The organism is Pseudomonas sp. (assembly GCF_035554175.1).
Classification (GTDB): Bacteria; Pseudomonadota; Gammaproteobacteria; order Pseudomonadales; family Pseudomonadaceae; genus Aquipseudomonas.
The window spans coordinates 25,624-42,569 of sequence record NZ_DATMIV010000050.1 but is presented as its reverse complement, the minus strand read 5'-3'; the positions used below and the strand labels follow the sequence as shown (position 1 = coordinate 42,569).

The following is a 16,946-nucleotide window of genomic DNA, read 5'->3' as shown; positions in this document are numbered from 1 at the left end:
TCATTTGCCGCCCGTCACGTCCAGAAACGTACCGGTCACAAATGAGGCCTCCGCGCTGGCCAGCCACAAAATGGCCCGCGCCACCTCCTCCGGCTGGCCGCCGCGGCCCATCGGGATCGAGTCCTTGACCCGGTCTACCCGCCCCGGTTCGCCGCCGCTGGCGTGCATATCGGTATAGATGTGCCCCGGGCGGATACAGTTGACGCGAATCCCCTCTCGCGCCACCTCCTTGGCGAAGCCGATGGTGAAAGTTTCCAGTGCGCCTTTGGAGGCTGCGTAGTCGACGTATTCATTCGGGCTGCCCAAACGTGCCGAGGCTGACGAGACATTGATCACCACGCCGCCCGAACCGCCGTGCCGCAGGGACATGCGCTTCACAGCCTGCTGGGCACACAGAATCGGCCCGAGAGCGTTGACCGCAAAAATGCGTTGCATACGCTCGAAGTCCAAATCCTCAAGTCGTGACTGTTTCGCCAGCACGCCGGCGTTGTTGACCAGCACGTCGATGCGCCCGAATGTGCGGTCGATCGCCGTGAAAAGATCAGTGACCTGCTCGGGGTCGGCGCTGTCGGCGCGCAGTGCCAATGCCTTGCGCCCCATCGCTTCGATATCGGCCACCACCGCCAGGGCGGCGAACTCATTGGCCACGTAACTGATAGCGACGTCGTAGCCTTGTGCGGCGGCGAGTCGCGCGGTGGCGGCGCCCACGCCACGACTGCCACCGGTAATCAGAATCAGTGGGGCCTGCGAGACATTAGTCATGAAAGTGCTCCTGCACAGCCAAGCTGTGTCAGCCGATGATGATTGCGCCGCTGGCGATCACCACGCACGCCAGAACACGGCGGATGGTGAGTGTTTCGCCAAGGAACAGGTAACCAAGCAACGCCGCGAACAACACGCTGGTCTCGCGCAGTGCCGATACCGCGCCCAGTGGGGCTTCGTTCATCGCGTAGATAACGATCCCATAGGCCAGCAGAGAGACCAGCCCGCCCATCGCTGCAGCGGACATTCCAGGCCGAATCGAAAACAGACTGCGGGCTTCGCGCAGACCGATATACACCACCGGCATCAACACGCCCCACAGCGCGCTCATCCATACGGTGTAGGCCAACGGAGCACCGGAAAGCCTGGCGCCAATGCCGTCGACAACACTGTAAGCCGCGATAAAACAACCCGTTCCCAGCGCATAAGGCAGGCTCGGCACCGACAGGCTACGCCCCCGGAAGGCCAGCGAAATGATCCCGCCAGACACCAGCGCAATGCCGAGCAGCTCGCCGGGGGTGATGGTTTCGCCGGCAAACAGCGCGGCGCCGAGGGCGATCAGCGCGGGCGACGAGCCGCGGGAAATCGGATAAATCTGCCCAAGATCGCCGACCCGATAGCTGCGCACCAGAAACAGGTTGTAGCCGACATGCAGCAGCGCCGAGAGCAGCGCATAACCCCAGCTTTCGGGTGCCGGCGCCACCATGAACATGGCGGCGAACGCGCAGACGATGGCAATGGCAACGCACATCACCGTCATCGACCACAGCCGATCGGCGCCGCCACGCAGCAGCGCGTTCCAACTGGCGTGCAGCAGCGCCGCGAACAGGACAAGGAGGACGAGATGAGTAGGCATTGCCCATTCTAGACAGCCCGACCGAGCGGATTACAGAGAAGTCTCCTCATCGCACCATGAGCGATAATTCATACTTCAAGCCTGCAGTTTGAGCGCTTCACCGAGCAGCCATTCGCGGAAGCTGACAATGTGTGGCTGCGCCTCAATACCCTTGGGGCATACGAAATAGTAGGCAAGCGGTGACTGAAACGGCACATCGAACAGGCGCACCAGACGGCCATCGCCGATTTCCTTCTCGACATGGCCGCTGCGCACCAGCGCCACGCCATGGCCGAGCAAAGCCGCCTCCACCGTCATATTGGTATCGCCAAACCTGACGCTTTCCCGAAGCGGCGAAAATGCCAGCCCGACGGACTCGAACCACACTTCCCATTTCGGCGCCAGCTCGGCACCGTCGCGAGCCAGCAAAGGCAATCGCAACAACTCCGCGGGGCTGCCCGGCACCCCGACGCGCTGCAGGAATTCAGGACTGGCCACGGGGAAGACCTGTTCGCCGAACAGGAACTCCGAGTACAGTCCGGGCCAATTACCCTTGCCCAGGCGGATCGCGACATCGGCTTCACCGCTGGCGAAATGGATGATTTTGTCCGTGGTGTCCAGCGACACCAACAGCTCCGGATGCTGGCGGGACAGGCTCGGCAAACGTGGCAGCAGCCATTTCAAAGCGAAGGAATAAGTGGTGCTGACACTCAGCCGGACCCTGCCCTTTTGCTCGCGCAGATCAGCCAGCGTTGCCTCCAGGCTCATGAAGAATTCGCGCACAATCGGCGCCAGCGTTGCGCCCGCAGGCGTGAGGCGTAACGACTTGCCCCGTTCGAACAGCTGTAATCCCCAAAGATCTTCCAGGTGCCGGAGCTGGTGGCTGACCGCGCTCTGGGTCACATGCAACTCCTGTGCGGCAGCGGTGAACGTCGGGTGCCGGGTGGACACCTCGAAAGCACGCAAGGTCGCGGTTGGGGGCAGATCTCTCATGGGTACGGGTCCGAGAATTGGCAAAAACGCAGGGCATGAATGTCAGGTCATGTTAGAGCGAAAAGTCGCTCATCGCTTCTTCCACGTACAGGATCTGCGATGTTTGCGTATTGCTTCCGCTTGCTGTGCGCTGCGCCTGGACAGCGTGGGGGTGTCGAGTACCGGCAACCTCAATCGAGCTTTTAATCGCCGCGTAATCATCTGCGCGCAGCTTCATCCGCACCGTTGCAGATCGCGCAACACAGAATTGCCGGCAAGCCAATTGATAGCCACCTAACGAAAGGTGCATGCTAGAGGGCTCGTTCGGGCCTTATATCATTCCGGATGATAGTTACCTTCGCTTCATTCGATTCGTGCCATCACACCCGCGCCGAGCATCATCCGCCCATCTTCAATACTTCGGCGGATTGCATCCATGGAACAATCACTCAAACATTTGCGCTTCCCGTTGGCCATGTTGGCCGTTCTGGTGATGAGCGCCTGCGGCAAAACTCCGGAGAATGCCGGCGCCCCGCCAGCCGCCAAAGTCAGCGTGGCCAAGGTGCTGGAACAACCGGTCAACGAGTGGGACGAATTTACCGGGCGCCTGGAAGCGCCGGAAACCGTTGAAATCCGTCCGCGGGTTTCCGGCCAGATCGATCAAGTTGCCTTCACTGAAGGCGCACTGGTCAAGAAAGGCGATCTGCTGTTGCAGATCGACCCGCGCCCGTTCCAGGCCGAGGTACGCCGCCTCGAAGCACTGGTGGCCCAGGCCCGCGCTACCGCAACCCGCAGTGAAAACGAAGCCGCTCGCGGTGAGCGTCTGCGTGCCAGCAACGCCATTTCCGCGGAACTGGCCGACTCGCGCACCAGCGCCGCTCAAGAAGCACGCGCCGCCGTCGGCGCCCTGCAGGCACAACTGGATCTGGCCAAACTGAACCTAAGCTTCACCCGCGTCACCGCGCCGATCAGTGGCCGCGTCAGCCGTGCCGAAATCACTGCCGGCAACCTGGTGACCGCCGACACCACGGCGCTGACCAGCGTGGTCTCCACCGACAAGGTCTATGCCTACTTCGATGCCGACGAACGTGTGTTCCTCAAATACACCCAACTGGCGCGCAACGGCCAGCGCGGCGCGACAACGCCGGTGTACATGGGCTTGTCCAACGAAGACGGCAACCCGCACCTGGGCCAGATGAACTTCGTCGACAATCAGGTCAATCCGAAAACCGGCACCATCCGTGGTCGCGCCGTGTTCGACAACACCGACGGCACTTACACCCCGGGCCTGTATGCACGGTTGAAACTGGTCGGCAGCGGCACCTATAACGCCATGTTGATCAACGATGAAGCCGTCGGTACCGATCTGGGCAAGAAATTCGTGCTGGTGATGGATGGCGACAACAAGACCGCCTACCGCGCCGTCGAACTCGGGCCGAAAATCGAAGGCCTGCGCATCGTCCGCAACGGTTTGAACAAAGACGACACAATCATCGTCAAGGGCCTGCAGCGGGTGCGCCCTGGCTCGCCGGTCACCCCTGAAGTGATCCCGATGGCCAGCGAGCAGACCCTCGCCGCCCTTGCTCAACAACGTCAAGCGCTGGAAGCCAGCAACCTGCCCAAAGTTGCCCCTGCCAAGGGTGCATCGGGTTCGGCTGCGAAGCTGGCCGCTACGACCCCACGCGGTTAAGGGACGACAACTCCGATGAATTTTTCCCAATTCTTCATTTCCCGGCCGATCTTCGCAGCGGTGCTGTCGCTGTTGATCCTGATCGCCGGTGCGATCTCGCTGTTCCAGTTGCCGATCAGCGAATACCCGGAAGTCGTGCCGCCAACCGTGGTCGTACGCGCCAACTTCCCCGGCGCCAACCCGAAAGTCATCGGTGAAACCGTGGCCGCGCCTCTGGAGCAGGCCATCACCGGCGTCGAGAACATGCTGTACATGTCCTCGCAATCGACTGCCGACGGCAAGATCACCCTGACCATCACCTTCGCGCTGGGTACTGACCTGGACAACGCGCAGGTGCAGGTGCAGAACCGGGTGACCCGCACCGAGCCGAAGCTTCCCGAGGAAGTGACGCGCATCGGCATCACCGTCGACAAGGCTTCGCCCGACCTGACCATGGTTGTGCACTTGACCTCGCCGGACAAGCGCTACGACATGCTCTACCTGTCCAACTACGCAATCCTCAACATCAAGGATGAGCTCGCTCGCCTCGGTGGTGTCGGTGATGTGCAGTTGTTCGGCATGGGTGACTACTCGCTGCGCGTCTGGCTCGACCCGAACAAGACCGCTTCGCGCAATCTGACCGCCACCGATGTGGTCACCGCCATTCGCGAGCAGAACCGTCAGGTCGCCGCCGGCCAACTGGGCGCGCCTCCTGCGCCGACCGCGCAGAGTTTTCAACTGTCGGTCAACACTCAGGGTCGTCTGGTTTCCGAGGAAGAGTTCGAGAACATCGTCATCCGTTCCGGCGACGATGGTGAGATCACTCGCCTCAAAGACATCGCTCGCGTCGAACTCGGCTCCAGTCAATATGCCTTGCGTTCGCTGCTGAACAACCAGCCAGCCGTAGCGATTCCGATCTTCCAGCGTCCGGGCTCCAACGCCATCGACATTTCCAACGAAGTGCGCGGCAAGATGGAAGAGCTGAAGAAAGGCTTCCCGCAGGGCATGGACTACAGCATCGTCTATGACCCGACGATTTTCGTGCGCGGCTCGATCGAGGCGGTGGTTCACACCCTCTTCGAAGCGCTGATCCTCGTGGTGCTGGTGGTGATCCTGTTCCTGCAGACCTGGCGCGCCTCGATCATTCCGTTGGTGGCGGTGCCGGTATCGTTGATCGGTACATTTGCGGTCATGCACCTGTTCGGCTTTTCGCTCAACGCTCTGTCGCTGTTCGGCCTGGTGTTGGCCATCGGTATCGTGGTCGACGACGCCATCGTGGTGGTGGAGAACGTCGAACGAAACATCGAACTCGGACTCACGCCAGTCGAAGCCACCAAGCGCGCCATGCGCGAAGTGACCGGGCCGATCATTGCCACCGCGCTGGTGTTGTGTGCGGTGTTTGTTCCGGCGGCGTTCATTTCCGGTCTCACCGGGCAGTTCTATAAACAGTTCGCACTGACCATTGCGATTTCGACGGTGATCTCGGCGTTCAACTCGCTGACCCTGTCGCCTGCATTGGCCGCTGTGTTGCTGAAAAGCCACGACGCGCCGAAAGACCGCTTCTCGAAAGTGCTCGACAAGATCTTCGGTGGCTGGCTGTTCCGTCCGTTCAACCGGTTCTTCGACCGCGCCAGCCACGGCTACGTCGGCACCGTGCGCCGGGTCATCCGTGGCAGCGGCATCGCCCTGCTGCTGTACGCGGGTCTGATGGTGCTGACGTTCTTCGGTTTCTCCAGCACACCGACCGGTTTTGTACCCGGCCAGGACAAGCAATACCTGGTGGCTTTCGCGCAACTGCCCGACGCCGCGAGTCTGGATCGCACCGAAGACGTGATCAAGCGCATGTCCGACCTGGCGCTGAAGCAGCCCGGCGTGGAAAGCGCCGTAGCGTTCCCCGGCCTGTCAATCAACGGCTTCACCAATAGCCCGAATGCCGGCATCGTCTTCGTGACCCTGAAACCGTTCGATGAGCGTAAAGACCCGAGCATGTCCGCCGGTGCAATTGCCGGTGCCTTGAACGGCCAGTACGCGAACATTCAGGAAGCGTACATGGCGATCTTCCCGCCTCCACCGGTACAAGGCCTGGGCACCATTGGCGGTTTCCGTCTGCAAATCGAAGACCGGGGCAACCTCGGCTACGACGAGCTGTACAAGGAAACCATGAACATCATCACCAAGAGCCACAACGTGCCGGAACTGGCGGGCCTGTTCACCAGCTACACCGTGAACGTGCCGCAGGTCGATGCCGCCATCGACCGCGAAAAAGCCAAGACCCACGGCGTCGCCGTCAGCGACATCTTCGACACCCTGCAGATCTATCTGGGTTCGCTGTATGCCAACGACTTCAACCGCTTCGGGCGCACCTACCAGGTCAACGTTCAGGCTGAACAGCAGTTCCGCCTCGAATCCGACCAGATCGGTCAACTGAAGGTGCGCAACAACAAGGGCGAAATGATCCCGCTGGCGACCTTCATCAAGGTCAGCGACACCTCGGGTCCCGATCGCGTGATGCACTACAACGGCTTCATCACCGCTGAAATCAATGGTGCCGCAGCCCCGGGCTACAGCTCCGGCCAGGCCGAAAAAGCCATCGAGAAACTGCTCAAGGAAGAACTTCCGAACGGCATGACCTATGAATGGACCGACCTGACCTACCAGCAGATCCTGTCCGGCAACACTGCGCTGTTCGTGTTCCCGCTCTGCGTACTGCTGGCGTTCCTGGTACTCGCCGCCCAATACGAAAGCTGGAGCCTGCCACTGGCGGTGATCCTGATCGTACCGATGACCCTGCTGTCGGCCATCACCGGTGTGATCATCTCCGGCGGTGACAACAACATCTTCACCCAGATCGGCTTGATCGTACTGGTGGGACTGGCCTGCAAGAACGCGATTCTGATCGTCGAATTCGCCAAGGACAAACAGGAAGAAGGCCTCGACCCGCTCGCCGCGGTCCTGGAAGCCTGCCGCCTGCGTCTGCGGCCGATCCTGATGACCTCCTTCGCGTTCATCATGGGTGTGGTGCCACTGGTGTTCTCCAGCGGTGCCGGTGCCGAAATGCGTCATGCCATGGGTGTGGCGGTGTTCTCCGGGATGCTCGGGGTGACCTTCTTCGGTCTGTTGCTGACGCCGGTGTTCTACGTGCTGATCCGTAACTTCGTTGAACGCAGTGAGCAGCGCAAAGCAGCCAAGGCACACAATCTTCAAGAGCAACTGGAGGCGCAACAATGAGTCTGAAAGTCTTCCTGCCGAGTCTGCTGGTGCTGGCTCTCAGCGCCTGCGCAGTCGGCCCCGACTACAAGACCCCAGCCACGGAGGCGGCCAATATCACCACCGCCACCGATGGCGCCGCCGGGCAGAAGAACTTCGACCGGTCGAAATTCGAAGGCATCTGGTGGCAGCAATTCGACGATCCGACCCTCAACCAGTTGGTGAGCCAGTCGCTGCAAGGCAACCGTGAACTGCGCGTGGCGTTCGCCCGCTGGAAAGCCGCCCGGGCGATCCGCGACGACGCCAGCAACGACGCCATGCCGACCATCACCAGCCGCGCCAGCAGTGATCTGGGCAAGGGCCAGATTCCTGGCCAGACCACCGACCGGGTCAATAGCGAACGCTATGACCTGGGACTGGACATGGCCTGGGAGCTCGATCTGTTCGGGCGTATCCAGCGCAACCTGGAAGCCAGCGACGCCGACCAGCAGGCCGCCGAAGCCGACCTGTACCAACTGCAAGTCACCATGATTGCCGAGCTGGTCGATGCCTACGGCCAATTGCGCGGCGCCCAGTTGCGGGAAAAAATCGCCGTGGCCAACCTGAACAATCAGCAGGAATCGCGCAAGATCACCATCAGCCTGCGGGATGCCGGTGTCGGTGATCAGCTCGATGTCGAGCGCGCCGATGCGCGCCTGGCCAACGTTGAAGCCACCGTGCCGCAGTTGCAGGCAGAACAGGTTCGGCAGAAAAACCGTATCGCCACCCTGCTGGGTGAGCGGCCGGACAAACTGACCGTCGACCTGAGCCCGAAAGACCTGCCGGCAATCGCCAAAGCGTTGCCCATCGGTGATCCGGGTGAGCTGCTGCAACGCCGTCCGGACATCCTCAGCGCCGAACGGCAGTTGGCTTCGGCCACTGCGCGAATCGGCGTAGCCAAGGCCGACCTGTTTCCTCGGGTCAGTCTCAGCGGCTTCCTCGGCTGGACGGCCGGGCGCGGCTCGCAAATCGGTTCCTCGGCGGCCAATGCCTGGGCACTGGGTCCGAGCATCACCTGGGCAGCATTTGACCTGGGCAGCGTGCGCGCCCGACTGCGCGGCGCCGACGCCGATGCCGAAGGCGCACTGGCGAACTACGAGCAACAAGTGCTGCTGGCTCTGGAAGAATCGGAAAACGCCTTCAGCGATTATGGCAAACGTCAGCAACGCCTGATCTCGCTGATCCGTCAGAGTGAGTCGAGCCGCAAGGCTGCCGATCTTGCGCAAATCCGCTATCGCGAAGGCACGACCGACTTCCTCGTCCTGCTCGACGCCCAGCGCGAACGTCTGAACGCCGAAGACAGTCAGGCCCAGGCCGAAGTCGATCTGTATCGCGGCATCGTTGCCATCTACAAGGCCCTCGGCGGTGGCTGGCAACCGGAGACGGTCGCCAGCAAGTAAAGATTGTTGAAGAGCTCCTTTGGTTGGCCGCAACCAACCAAATTTTTTGCCCCGCGTATCATTCGGTCGCGGGGTTTTTTTATGCCTGCCTGATTCACCAATCCCGTGTAGGAGCTGTCGAGTGCAACGAGGCTGCGATCCTTGATGGGAATGCAGCCGGGGACGCTCTGCGTCCCAGGATCAAATGATCGCAGCCTCGTTGCACTCGACAGCTCCTACAGGGGGATCAGGGTTCCAGGACGGTGACGGTAGCGGTGGTACCGGCACGCAAGCGGTTCTTGCCGGCAAAGTCGCCATCAATGCCGATTCGCACCGGCACCCGTTGGGCCAGTTTTACCCAGGTGTAACTCGGGTTGATATTCGCCAGCAATCGACTGCCCGGCGCGTTTTCCCGGTCGGCGATGGCGAAGGCAATACTTTCTACCGTGCCGCCAAAGGTCTCTCCGCTCATCAACTGAATGCGTACGCGGGCGCCCTCCTCGATTCGCGGCAGTTTGGTTTCCTCGAAGTAACCGCTGATGTAGAACGAATCGCTGTCGACCAGCGCCAACAGCGCCGCGCCCGCTTGCGCATAATCACCCTGACGGGTCAGCAGGTTGGTCACGTAACCACTCACCGGCGATTCGACACGCGTGCGCTGCAAGTCCAGTTCGGCCTGAGTGAGCGCGGCGATTGCCAACTGTACATTGGCCTCGGCCAGACCAAGATTGGCCTGGTTGCGCAACAGATCGGCCTGAGCGACAGCCACGTCAGTGCTGGCTTTCTCCCACTCCTCACCGGAAATCGCGAAACCCTGCTTCAGCGTGCGGCGCCGGCGCTCTTCGCTCTGGCGCTGTTTGAGCAGCGCTTCGCTGGCAACAATCGCCGCCTGCGATTGCCCCAGCGAAGCCTTGGACACTTCCACCGAACGCCGGGCATGCTCGACCGCCAATTGATAGCGCGCCGGGTCGATCTCCAGCAACAACTGGCCTTTGTCGACATGCTGATTGTCCTGCACCGCCAGTTTGACGATACGCCCCGAGACATCCGCCGACAGCGTCACCACATCCGCCCTCACCCGCGCATCCCGCGTCCATGGCGCACGGGTGTAATACTCCCAGGCGAACCAGCCGAGGACGATCGCCAGGATCACCACCGCTACGGTCATCATTCGTGCAACTAGCGCTTTCAAGTCATCAGGCTCCCATCAACAAAATCAGCGTGGCACAGACGCAGGCGTAAAGAGCGCCCTCAAACAATGCTTCATGCCAGACCAGCCGCAGCACGCCCAAGCGTCGCAAGCACCAGTCCAGCAGCAGGAAAATCGGAACAGCCAGCAATAGCGCCTGGGCAATCGGCGGCAGATAGACCCCGCCAATCTCGAAATCAATGGGCAAGTTGCGGTTCTCCATCCAAAGCTTCGGGTTGCAGATATTCGCCATGGCGTTCCAGGAACGACACGACGATCAGTAGCGCGACGCGCATGCGGAACACCGACCATAAATGCTCATGGCTGGCGGTGTGCAGCTCGTCCAGTTCATCGCCCAGTTCGTGCAGCGTGGCCAGCAGCACCCTGAGCTGCATGTCCTGGCGTCCGGCGACGAAACGACCGGTCTTGCGCAAGGCTGAGGCCAGGCGCTGGCTGAACGCCTCGGTGAGTAAGGCGTTGCCCTGTGCTTGCTGGCGCAACTGATGCATCGCCACGCCCAGTGCCACGCAAGCCAGGCTGATTTCATACAAGCGCTGCATGGCGCGGTCGTTCACTGCCGGGAGTAAACCGAGCATGCTGGTCAGCCGATCGGTCATCCGACTCTCGAAGGCAAACTGTTGTTCATCGGTCGCCGGCATTTTGCTCAGTTGATACACCTGCTCCCGCGCTTCGCCGTACAAGCGCCCGATACGCAACCGCGGGCGGAACGGAAAGATCAGGGCATAGACGATCAGGGCCAGCATCGCTGCACTGACATAGGCGCCGGCGAATTCGAACCATTGAATCGCTGTGTTCTGCCCGGTGCCGGTATTTTGCGGTCCGAGCATGAGAAAACTGGACAGGCCAAGCCCCATGCCAATCCCCGCAGTGGCCGGGCTGGAAATACCGACGGCAATGGCATACAGCAGCGGCGCCAGCAGCAAGGCAAGCAACTCGAAATCACTGATCGCCGGCACCAGCATGAATTGATAAATCGCCGACACCACCAGCGCCAGGCCCAAGCCACGGGCATAGCTTTGCGCGGCCATCAGCGGACGCGGGAAGGTTGCCATGAGCGAGCAGAGAATCCCCACCAGAATCATCCCGCCCCGCGCGCCGTCCCATGCCGTTTCGATCCAGATCAACCCGGCAACCAGCAGTGCAGTAAAGGCACGAATCGCGTTCATCGAGGCCAGAGTGAAATCCAGATGCAAAGGACTGCTCTGCCCGCGATAAAGGCAACTGGCCGGGCGTCCTTCCTGAATGGCGTCGCTCAGCTCAAGAATCTGTTCCAGTTGCTGCAGCAGTCGCGCCTGCTCCCAGCGCAAGGCCCAGGCCAGCGAACGCAGGGTCGCGCTCATGTCCTCGGTCAGTTGTTCGGCCTTGTACGCCAGCGCTTCGAAGCGTTGCTGCAATGTGACGAAGCGCTGCCGATCTTCGCCCGACAAGGCCCGCCCTTGTTGCGCCAGTTGGTCCAGTAACGCCAGCTCCTCGGCACGCAGCTCCTGAACCTCCAGCGGCAGATCGCCTTCCCAGCGTGCGGTGAGCAATTCGCGCTGATGACGCAAAGCGGTCAGTCGCGACGTCAGCAACATCAGTTGATTGCCCAACAGCAGCACCAGGTTGTCGGCGCTGCGCAAACGTGGCGCATCGAAATACAAATGCCGCCGCAACCCTTCCAGCGCGCTGATTTCACCGAGCAGTTGCATTTGCCGACGCTGGAAATCGGCTTCGCTTTCTTGCGTACGAAGCACTTCAGCGGCGTGGCTGGCGGCCAGTTTGATCACTTGATCGACCTTGGCGAAATAACCCTTGGCCACGGCTTCCGGGCGCGCCGTCAGCAAACTGACCACGCAGACACAGGCCACCGCCAGCAGGGTTTCGGTCACACGGGTGACGGCCAGCAGGAACGTGCCGTCCTGATCCGGAATCGCCAGCAGCGCCACGACCACTGCGGTGTAACCACTGAGCACGAACGCCTGGGAGCTGGTGTAACGCAGCAAGGTGCCGCCCGCTGTGCACAGCGCCAGCCAGAGGGCCAGGGTGGTAATGAACGGCAGCGGCGCCTGCGGGAAAATCGCCATGATCAGCACCGCCACCGCAGCCCCAACGGTGGTGCCGATGACCTGGCCAAAGCTGCGCGCCAACGCCATACCCGCCAGTGGCTGGCTGACGATCACCACTGCCATGATTGACCACTTGGGCTGCTCGAGATCGAACACGAAGGCCAGATAAAGGGTCAACAGCCCGGCGGCGATGGTCCGCAGGGCGAACAGAAAAACAGCCTGACCGGGATGGATCAAAGCCTTGAAGTAAGCAAACAGCGCTGACATGGGCACACTCTTTAAAACGACTTCTGCAAGCGTAGACACTGGCGCAAAAGCCTGACGGAATTCACAGTCGACGCGAGTCGTAGGAGGATTCGCTGGCAAGGGTTTGACTCGCGCGCCAAGCTGACCGAAGCTTGCCGCTCTGCTCCAGTTCGAAGCTTTCGGAAACCCGCATGACTCAGTCCCGCCGCAACCTGCTGATCGGCCTTGGCCTCGTACTGATCCTCGGCGTCATCTGGCTGTCTTTGCGCAGCACCACACCGACCATCCCCGATGCTATCAAACATGGCTACAGCGAAGCGCTGAACGCCGCGCGAACCGGTGAGCCAGGGGCGGCGCGGCAGTTATACCAGCAACTGGGCCGCCCGGACATCTCGGTCAAGCGTCGGGTCTGGCTGCATGGCGAGCTGCCCAATTATCCGAGCCCACAAGCGTTGAAACTGGCTGACATCGACTTGCACCACGAAGCGCCGCAAGTGCGCGTGGCGGCGATTAAAAGCATCGTTGGTCTGGTGCCCGGCGGGCAGCGCAGCCTGTTGCTGGGCCCGTTGCTCGATGATCAAGAGCAAAGTGTGCGGTTCGCCACGATCAACGCCCTGCTCGGCCTGACGCCAGATGAGTTGGGGCTGTATTTCGCACCGTTGCAGCAAGCCATCGATGGCTGGCAACAGACACTCGAAGGCCAGCCGGAAAGCGCCGCCAACTACGCACAATTGGCACGTCTCTATATTCACAATGCCGAATACAGACAGGCGCGACAGGCATTGGACAATACCTTGCGCCTGGAACCCGGCAATCTGCCGGCGCTGGTCATGCAGATTGATGTGCTCGACCGTCAGGGCCAGAGCGATGCCGCCCGGCAACTGCTTGCGCAACAGCTCAAGGCACAACCCGATTCGGCCTATCTGCAACATGCTCTCGGTCTGTGGCTGTTGCATCACGGCCAGCGCGAATACGCCCTGCTTGGGCTGTCTAAAGCCGTCGAACTGGAACCCGACAACAAGGATTATCGCTACGACCTCGCCACCACTCTGCACAGCGCAGAAGAACTGGAAGCGGCGCAAAAGCAGCTGCAGGAAATCGTCCAGCGCCACCCGGCCGACCGCAAGGCGCGAGTGCTGCTGATCAATTACTGGAAGGAAAGCGGTCAGTTGCAGAATGTGCAGATTCTGTTGGCCCAACTCGAACAGTTGAATCCGGACGACCCCGCCCTGCAGCAAGGTCTTTGATCAACGTACAACGGGTGCAATTGGCCACCTGTCAAAAGAAAAAGCGGAACCGCCAACACGCCATGAGGTCAAGTTACTCAGGCGAAACAATTTGGAAACCGCCTGATTACCCTAGTCATAAGAGGGCATTTTTTGACTACATCAAACGAGTTGATCAGTGCGAAAGCCGCCATCGGCGTTGAAGGTCTGGATGACATCCTGGCCGGTGGTCTGTCTCGCGGCCACGTGTTTTTGCTCGAGGGTGAACCCGGAACCGGCAAAACCACGGTGGCGCTGCATTTTCTTCGAGCCGGCGCGCTGGCAGGGGAACGCTCCCTGTACATCACTCTCTCGGAAACCGAGAAAGAACTGCGCCAAGGCGCGCGCTCCCACGGCTGGGAGCTGAACGAAAACATTCAGATCTTCGAGCTGACGCCCCCGGAAAGCCTGCTCAATGCCGAGCATCAGCAAAGCCTGCTGTATTCCTCTGACCTGGAGCTGGGTGAGGCGACCAGGCAGATTTTCGAAGTGGTCGAACGTTTCAAACCGACCCGCGTGGTGCTCGACAGCCTTTCGGAGATCCGCCTGCTGGCGCAAAGCTCGTTGCGCTATCGTCGGCAGATTCTGGCGATCAAGCACTACTTCGTGCGCTACGACGCCACCGTCCTGTTGCTTGATGATTTGACTACCGAATCCCTCGATAAAACCGTGCACAGCGTCGCCCACGGCGTGATCCGTCTCGAAGAGCTGACACCGAGCTACGGCGCAGAGCGTCGCCGGGTGCGGGTGGTCAAATACCGCGGGCAGAAATACCGTGGAGGTTTCCACGACTTCACCATCATGAACGACGGCGTACACGTTTTCCCACGCCTGGTTGCGGCGGAACATCGCGGCGACTATGCGCGCCTGCAATTGTCCAGCGGCATCACGGAGCTGGACGCGCTGCTCGGCGGCGGTATTGAAACCGGTTCGAGTACCCTGGTGCTCGGCCCGGCCGGTACCGGCAAATCGCTGATTTCGATGATCTTCGCCGCCGCCGCAGTGGCTCGGGGCGAGAAAGCCGCGCTGTTCATTTTCGATGAAGAGCTGGGCCTGTTGTTCGAACGCATGCGCCACATCGGCATCGACCTCAAAGCATTGCAGGCGACCGGCAACCTGCTGATCGAGCAGGTGGATGCCGCCGAACTGTCTCCCGGCGAGTTGTCGCACCGCGTGCGACGCTGCGTCGATGAGCGTGACATCAAAACGGTGGTCATCGACAGTATCAACGGCTATCAAGCGGCAATGCCTGAAGAAAACGCGCTGGTGCTGCACATGCACGAGCTGCTGCTATACCTGAACCGCAAAGGCGCGTCGACCTTCATGACCGTCGCCCAACATGGCCTGGTCGGCGACATGCAGGCACCGGTCGACATCACTTATCTGGCCGACACGGTGATCCTGTTGCGTTACTTCGAAGCCCTGGGCAAAGTCCGCCGGGCCATTTCGATCATCAAAAAACGCACCGGCAACCATGAATCGACCATTCGTGAATATCGGATTTCTTCTCGCGGCATGACCATCGGTCAGCCGCTGGAATCCTTCCAGGGCGTGCTACGTGGCGTTCCGACTTATCTTGGAGCGAGCAATCCGTTGCTCGAGGATGAAAGCCCGTGACGGACATTGCGCCGCTGGTTCTGGCCGAACGGGTATTGATTCTGGCGCCCATGGGGCGCGACAGTCAGATCGCACTGATGATTCTCAACGAGGCCGGTTACGAAGGTAAGGTGACCACCGGCCTGGGCGCCTTGTGCACCGAACTCGAACTCGGTGCCGGGCTGCTGCTCATCTCGGTGGAAGCCTTGCGCGGGCCGGAACTGGAAGCCCTGATTGTGTATCTCGAAGAACAGCCGGCGTGGTCGGATCTGCCCATCGTGCTGCTGACCCATCACGGTGGCCAGGAGCAAGGGCCGCCTTCTCAGCTGAGTGCGCTATTGGGCAACGTCACCTTCCTTGAACGTCCGTTTCATCCTGCAACCCTGGTCAGCCTGGTCTCCGCCGCGCTGCGTGGGCGCCGACGACAATACGAGGCCCGCGATCGTCTGATCGATTTGAGTGAAAGTGAACGGCGTCTGCAGTCGACTCTCGAGACCCTTGAGCAACAGGTCGAAGAGCGCACTGCGCAATTGCGCCATAACGAAGAAGCCTTGCGTCAATCGCAAAAGATGGAAGCGGTCGGCCAGCTCACCGGCGGTATTGCTCACGACTTCAATAATATGCTCACGGGGATCATTGGCAGTCTCGAACTGTTGCGCCGGCGTCTGGCCCGAGGCCGCACCGAAGACCTCGACAGCCTGATCGATCTGGGCGTGACTTCGGCCAATCGAGCCGCCGGTTTGACCCACCGTCTGTTGGCGTTCTCTCGCCGTCAGTCACTCGATCCGAAAGCCGTGCAAATGAACTCACTGGTGCTGTCGATGGGTGAGTTGCTGCAGCGCAGCCTCAATGAAAGCATCCATCTGGAGATGCGCCTGGACGACAATCTCTGGGTCGCCGAAGCCGATCCCAATCAACTCGAAAGCGCCCTGCTCAACCTGGTGATCAACGCCCGCGATGCCATGCCCGATGGCGGCAAGCTGGTCGTCGAAACCAGTAATCAAGTGCTGCACCGCGATTTCACCGAGGCCTACAGCAATCTGGAACCGGGTGATTACGTGATGCTCAGCGTGACCGACAACGGCAGCGGCATGCCGCAAAGCGTGGTCAGTCGGGCGTTCGATCCGTTCTTCACCACCAAGCCCATCGGCCAGGGCACCGGGTTGGGCCTGTCGATGATCTATGGCTTCAGCAAGCAGTCACGCGGTCATGTCTCGATCGACAGTGAAATCGATCAGGGCACCACGGTAAAGCTTTACCTGCCGCGCTTTCGCGGTGAGGAAGTCGAGCATCCAAATTCCGATACGCCGCAAGCACCCTACGCAATGGACGGCGAAACCGTGCTGATCGTCGAAGACGACCCCGCGGTACGTGTACTGGTCAGCGCCGTGCTCAGTGAATTGGGTTATGCCTTTTTAGAGGCTGGTGACGCCGACGGCGCGATGCCGATTCTGAACTCTTCGCAGCGCATCGATCTGCTGATCAGCGACGTCGGCCTGCCGGGCATGAACGGTCGTCAACTGGCGGAGGTTGGCCGGCAGTATCGGCCAGGTCTGAAAGTCTTGTTCATCACCGGTTACGCCGAGCATGCGGCGGTGCGTGGCGGATTCCTTGATTCAGGCATGCAGATGATCACCAAACCGTTCACCTTCGATCTGCTGACCGCCAAGGTACGCGAGATGATCAACAGCTGAACCCGGGGAACTGCCGAAGGCTGCGAG

At 60.8% G+C, this 16,946-nt stretch carries 13 protein-coding genes; 6 read left to right on the top strand and 7 right to left on the bottom strand.

Translation table 11 applies throughout. The features are described 5' to 3' along the window. From VNV36_RS21775 to VNV36_RS21760, 4 genes are all read right to left on the bottom strand, one after another. The gene (locus VNV36_RS21775) at positions 1–762 is read right to left on the bottom strand and encodes an SDR family oxidoreductase (protein ID WP_325720409.1); all 762 of its coding nucleotides are present in this window, start codon (positions 760–762) and stop codon (positions 1–3) included. 28 nt (positions 763–790) lie between these two features. Next, positions 791–1,618 (bottom strand): DMT family transporter, encoded by an 828-nt coding sequence (locus VNV36_RS21770; protein ID WP_325720407.1) that lies wholly within the window; start codon positions 1,616–1,618, stop codon positions 791–793. A gap of 75 nt (positions 1,619–1,693) precedes the next feature. Further along, positions 1,694–2,590 carry a transcriptional regulator GcvA gene (gene gcvA / locus VNV36_RS21765; RefSeq protein ID WP_325720405.1) on the bottom strand — a complete coding sequence of 299 codons (897 nt, stop codon included), beginning with the start codon at positions 2,588–2,590 and terminating at the stop codon, positions 1,694–1,696. A 52-nt stretch (positions 2,591–2,642) separates the two neighbouring features. Further along, the gene (locus VNV36_RS21760) at positions 2,643–2,879 is read right to left on the bottom strand and encodes a hypothetical protein (RefSeq protein WP_325720403.1); all 237 of its coding nucleotides are present in this window, start codon (positions 2,877–2,879) and stop codon (positions 2,643–2,645) included. A 126-nt stretch (positions 2,880–3,005) separates the two neighbouring features. Between VNV36_RS21760 and mexE the strand changes: the two genes are divergently transcribed. From mexE to VNV36_RS21745, 3 genes are read left to right on the top strand one after another with little or no spacing between them, the layout of a single operon-like run. Beyond that, complete coding sequence (gene mexE, locus VNV36_RS21755) at positions 3,006–4,259, top strand: multidrug efflux RND transporter periplasmic adaptor subunit MexE (protein WP_325720401.1); 1,254 nt, start codon at positions 3,006–3,008, stop codon at positions 4,257–4,259. A 15-nt stretch (positions 4,260–4,274) separates the two neighbouring features. Beyond that, on the top strand, positions 4,275–7,466 hold the full coding sequence (locus tag VNV36_RS21750; RefSeq protein ID WP_325720399.1) for an efflux RND transporter permease subunit: 3,192 nt from the start codon (positions 4,275–4,277) through the stop codon (positions 7,464–7,466). Then, entirely contained in the window at positions 7,463–8,884 is a 1,422-nt protein-coding gene (locus tag VNV36_RS21745; protein WP_325720397.1) for an efflux transporter outer membrane subunit, read from the top strand. The genes VNV36_RS21750 and VNV36_RS21745 overlap by 4 nt, the downstream gene beginning before the upstream one ends. A gap of 226 nt (positions 8,885–9,110) precedes the next feature. Here VNV36_RS21745 and VNV36_RS21740 read toward each other — a convergent pair whose 3' ends face one another. From VNV36_RS21740 to VNV36_RS21730, 3 genes are read right to left on the bottom strand one after another with little or no spacing between them, the layout of a single operon-like run. Continuing rightward, positions 9,111–10,034, bottom strand: a complete 924-nt coding sequence (locus VNV36_RS21740) for an HlyD family secretion protein (protein ID WP_414705535.1) — start codon at positions 10,032–10,034, stop codon at positions 9,111–9,113. A 25-nt stretch (positions 10,035–10,059) separates the two neighbouring features. After that, positions 10,060–10,260 (bottom strand): DUF1656 domain-containing protein, encoded by a 201-nt coding sequence (locus VNV36_RS21735; RefSeq protein WP_325720393.1) that lies wholly within the window; start codon positions 10,258–10,260, stop codon positions 10,060–10,062. Beyond that, on the bottom strand, positions 10,250–12,385 hold the full coding sequence (locus VNV36_RS21730) for an FUSC family protein (RefSeq protein ID WP_325720391.1): 2,136 nt from the start codon (positions 12,383–12,385) through the stop codon (positions 10,250–10,252). Before VNV36_RS21730 ends, VNV36_RS21735 begins: the two co-directional genes overlap by 11 nt. A 170-nt stretch (positions 12,386–12,555) precedes the next feature. Between VNV36_RS21730 and VNV36_RS21725 the strand changes: the two genes are divergently transcribed. The 3 genes from VNV36_RS21725 (at position 12,556) to VNV36_RS21715 (ending at position 16,919) form a co-directional block, all read left to right on the top strand. After that, complete coding sequence (locus tag VNV36_RS21725; protein ID WP_325720389.1) at positions 12,556–13,611, top strand: tetratricopeptide repeat protein; 1,056 nt, start codon at positions 12,556–12,558, stop codon at positions 13,609–13,611. A 132-nt stretch (positions 13,612–13,743) separates the two neighbouring features. Continuing rightward, positions 13,744–15,246, top strand: a complete 1,503-nt coding sequence (locus VNV36_RS21720) for an ATPase domain-containing protein (protein WP_325720387.1) — start codon at positions 13,744–13,746, stop codon at positions 15,244–15,246. 50 nt (positions 15,247–15,296) lie between these two features. Beyond that, positions 15,297–16,919: an ATP-binding protein gene (locus VNV36_RS21715; RefSeq protein ID WP_325720930.1), complete on the top strand. Its 1,623-nt coding sequence runs from the start codon at positions 15,297–15,299 to the stop codon at positions 16,917–16,919. Positions 16,920–16,946: the final 27 nt, after the last annotated feature.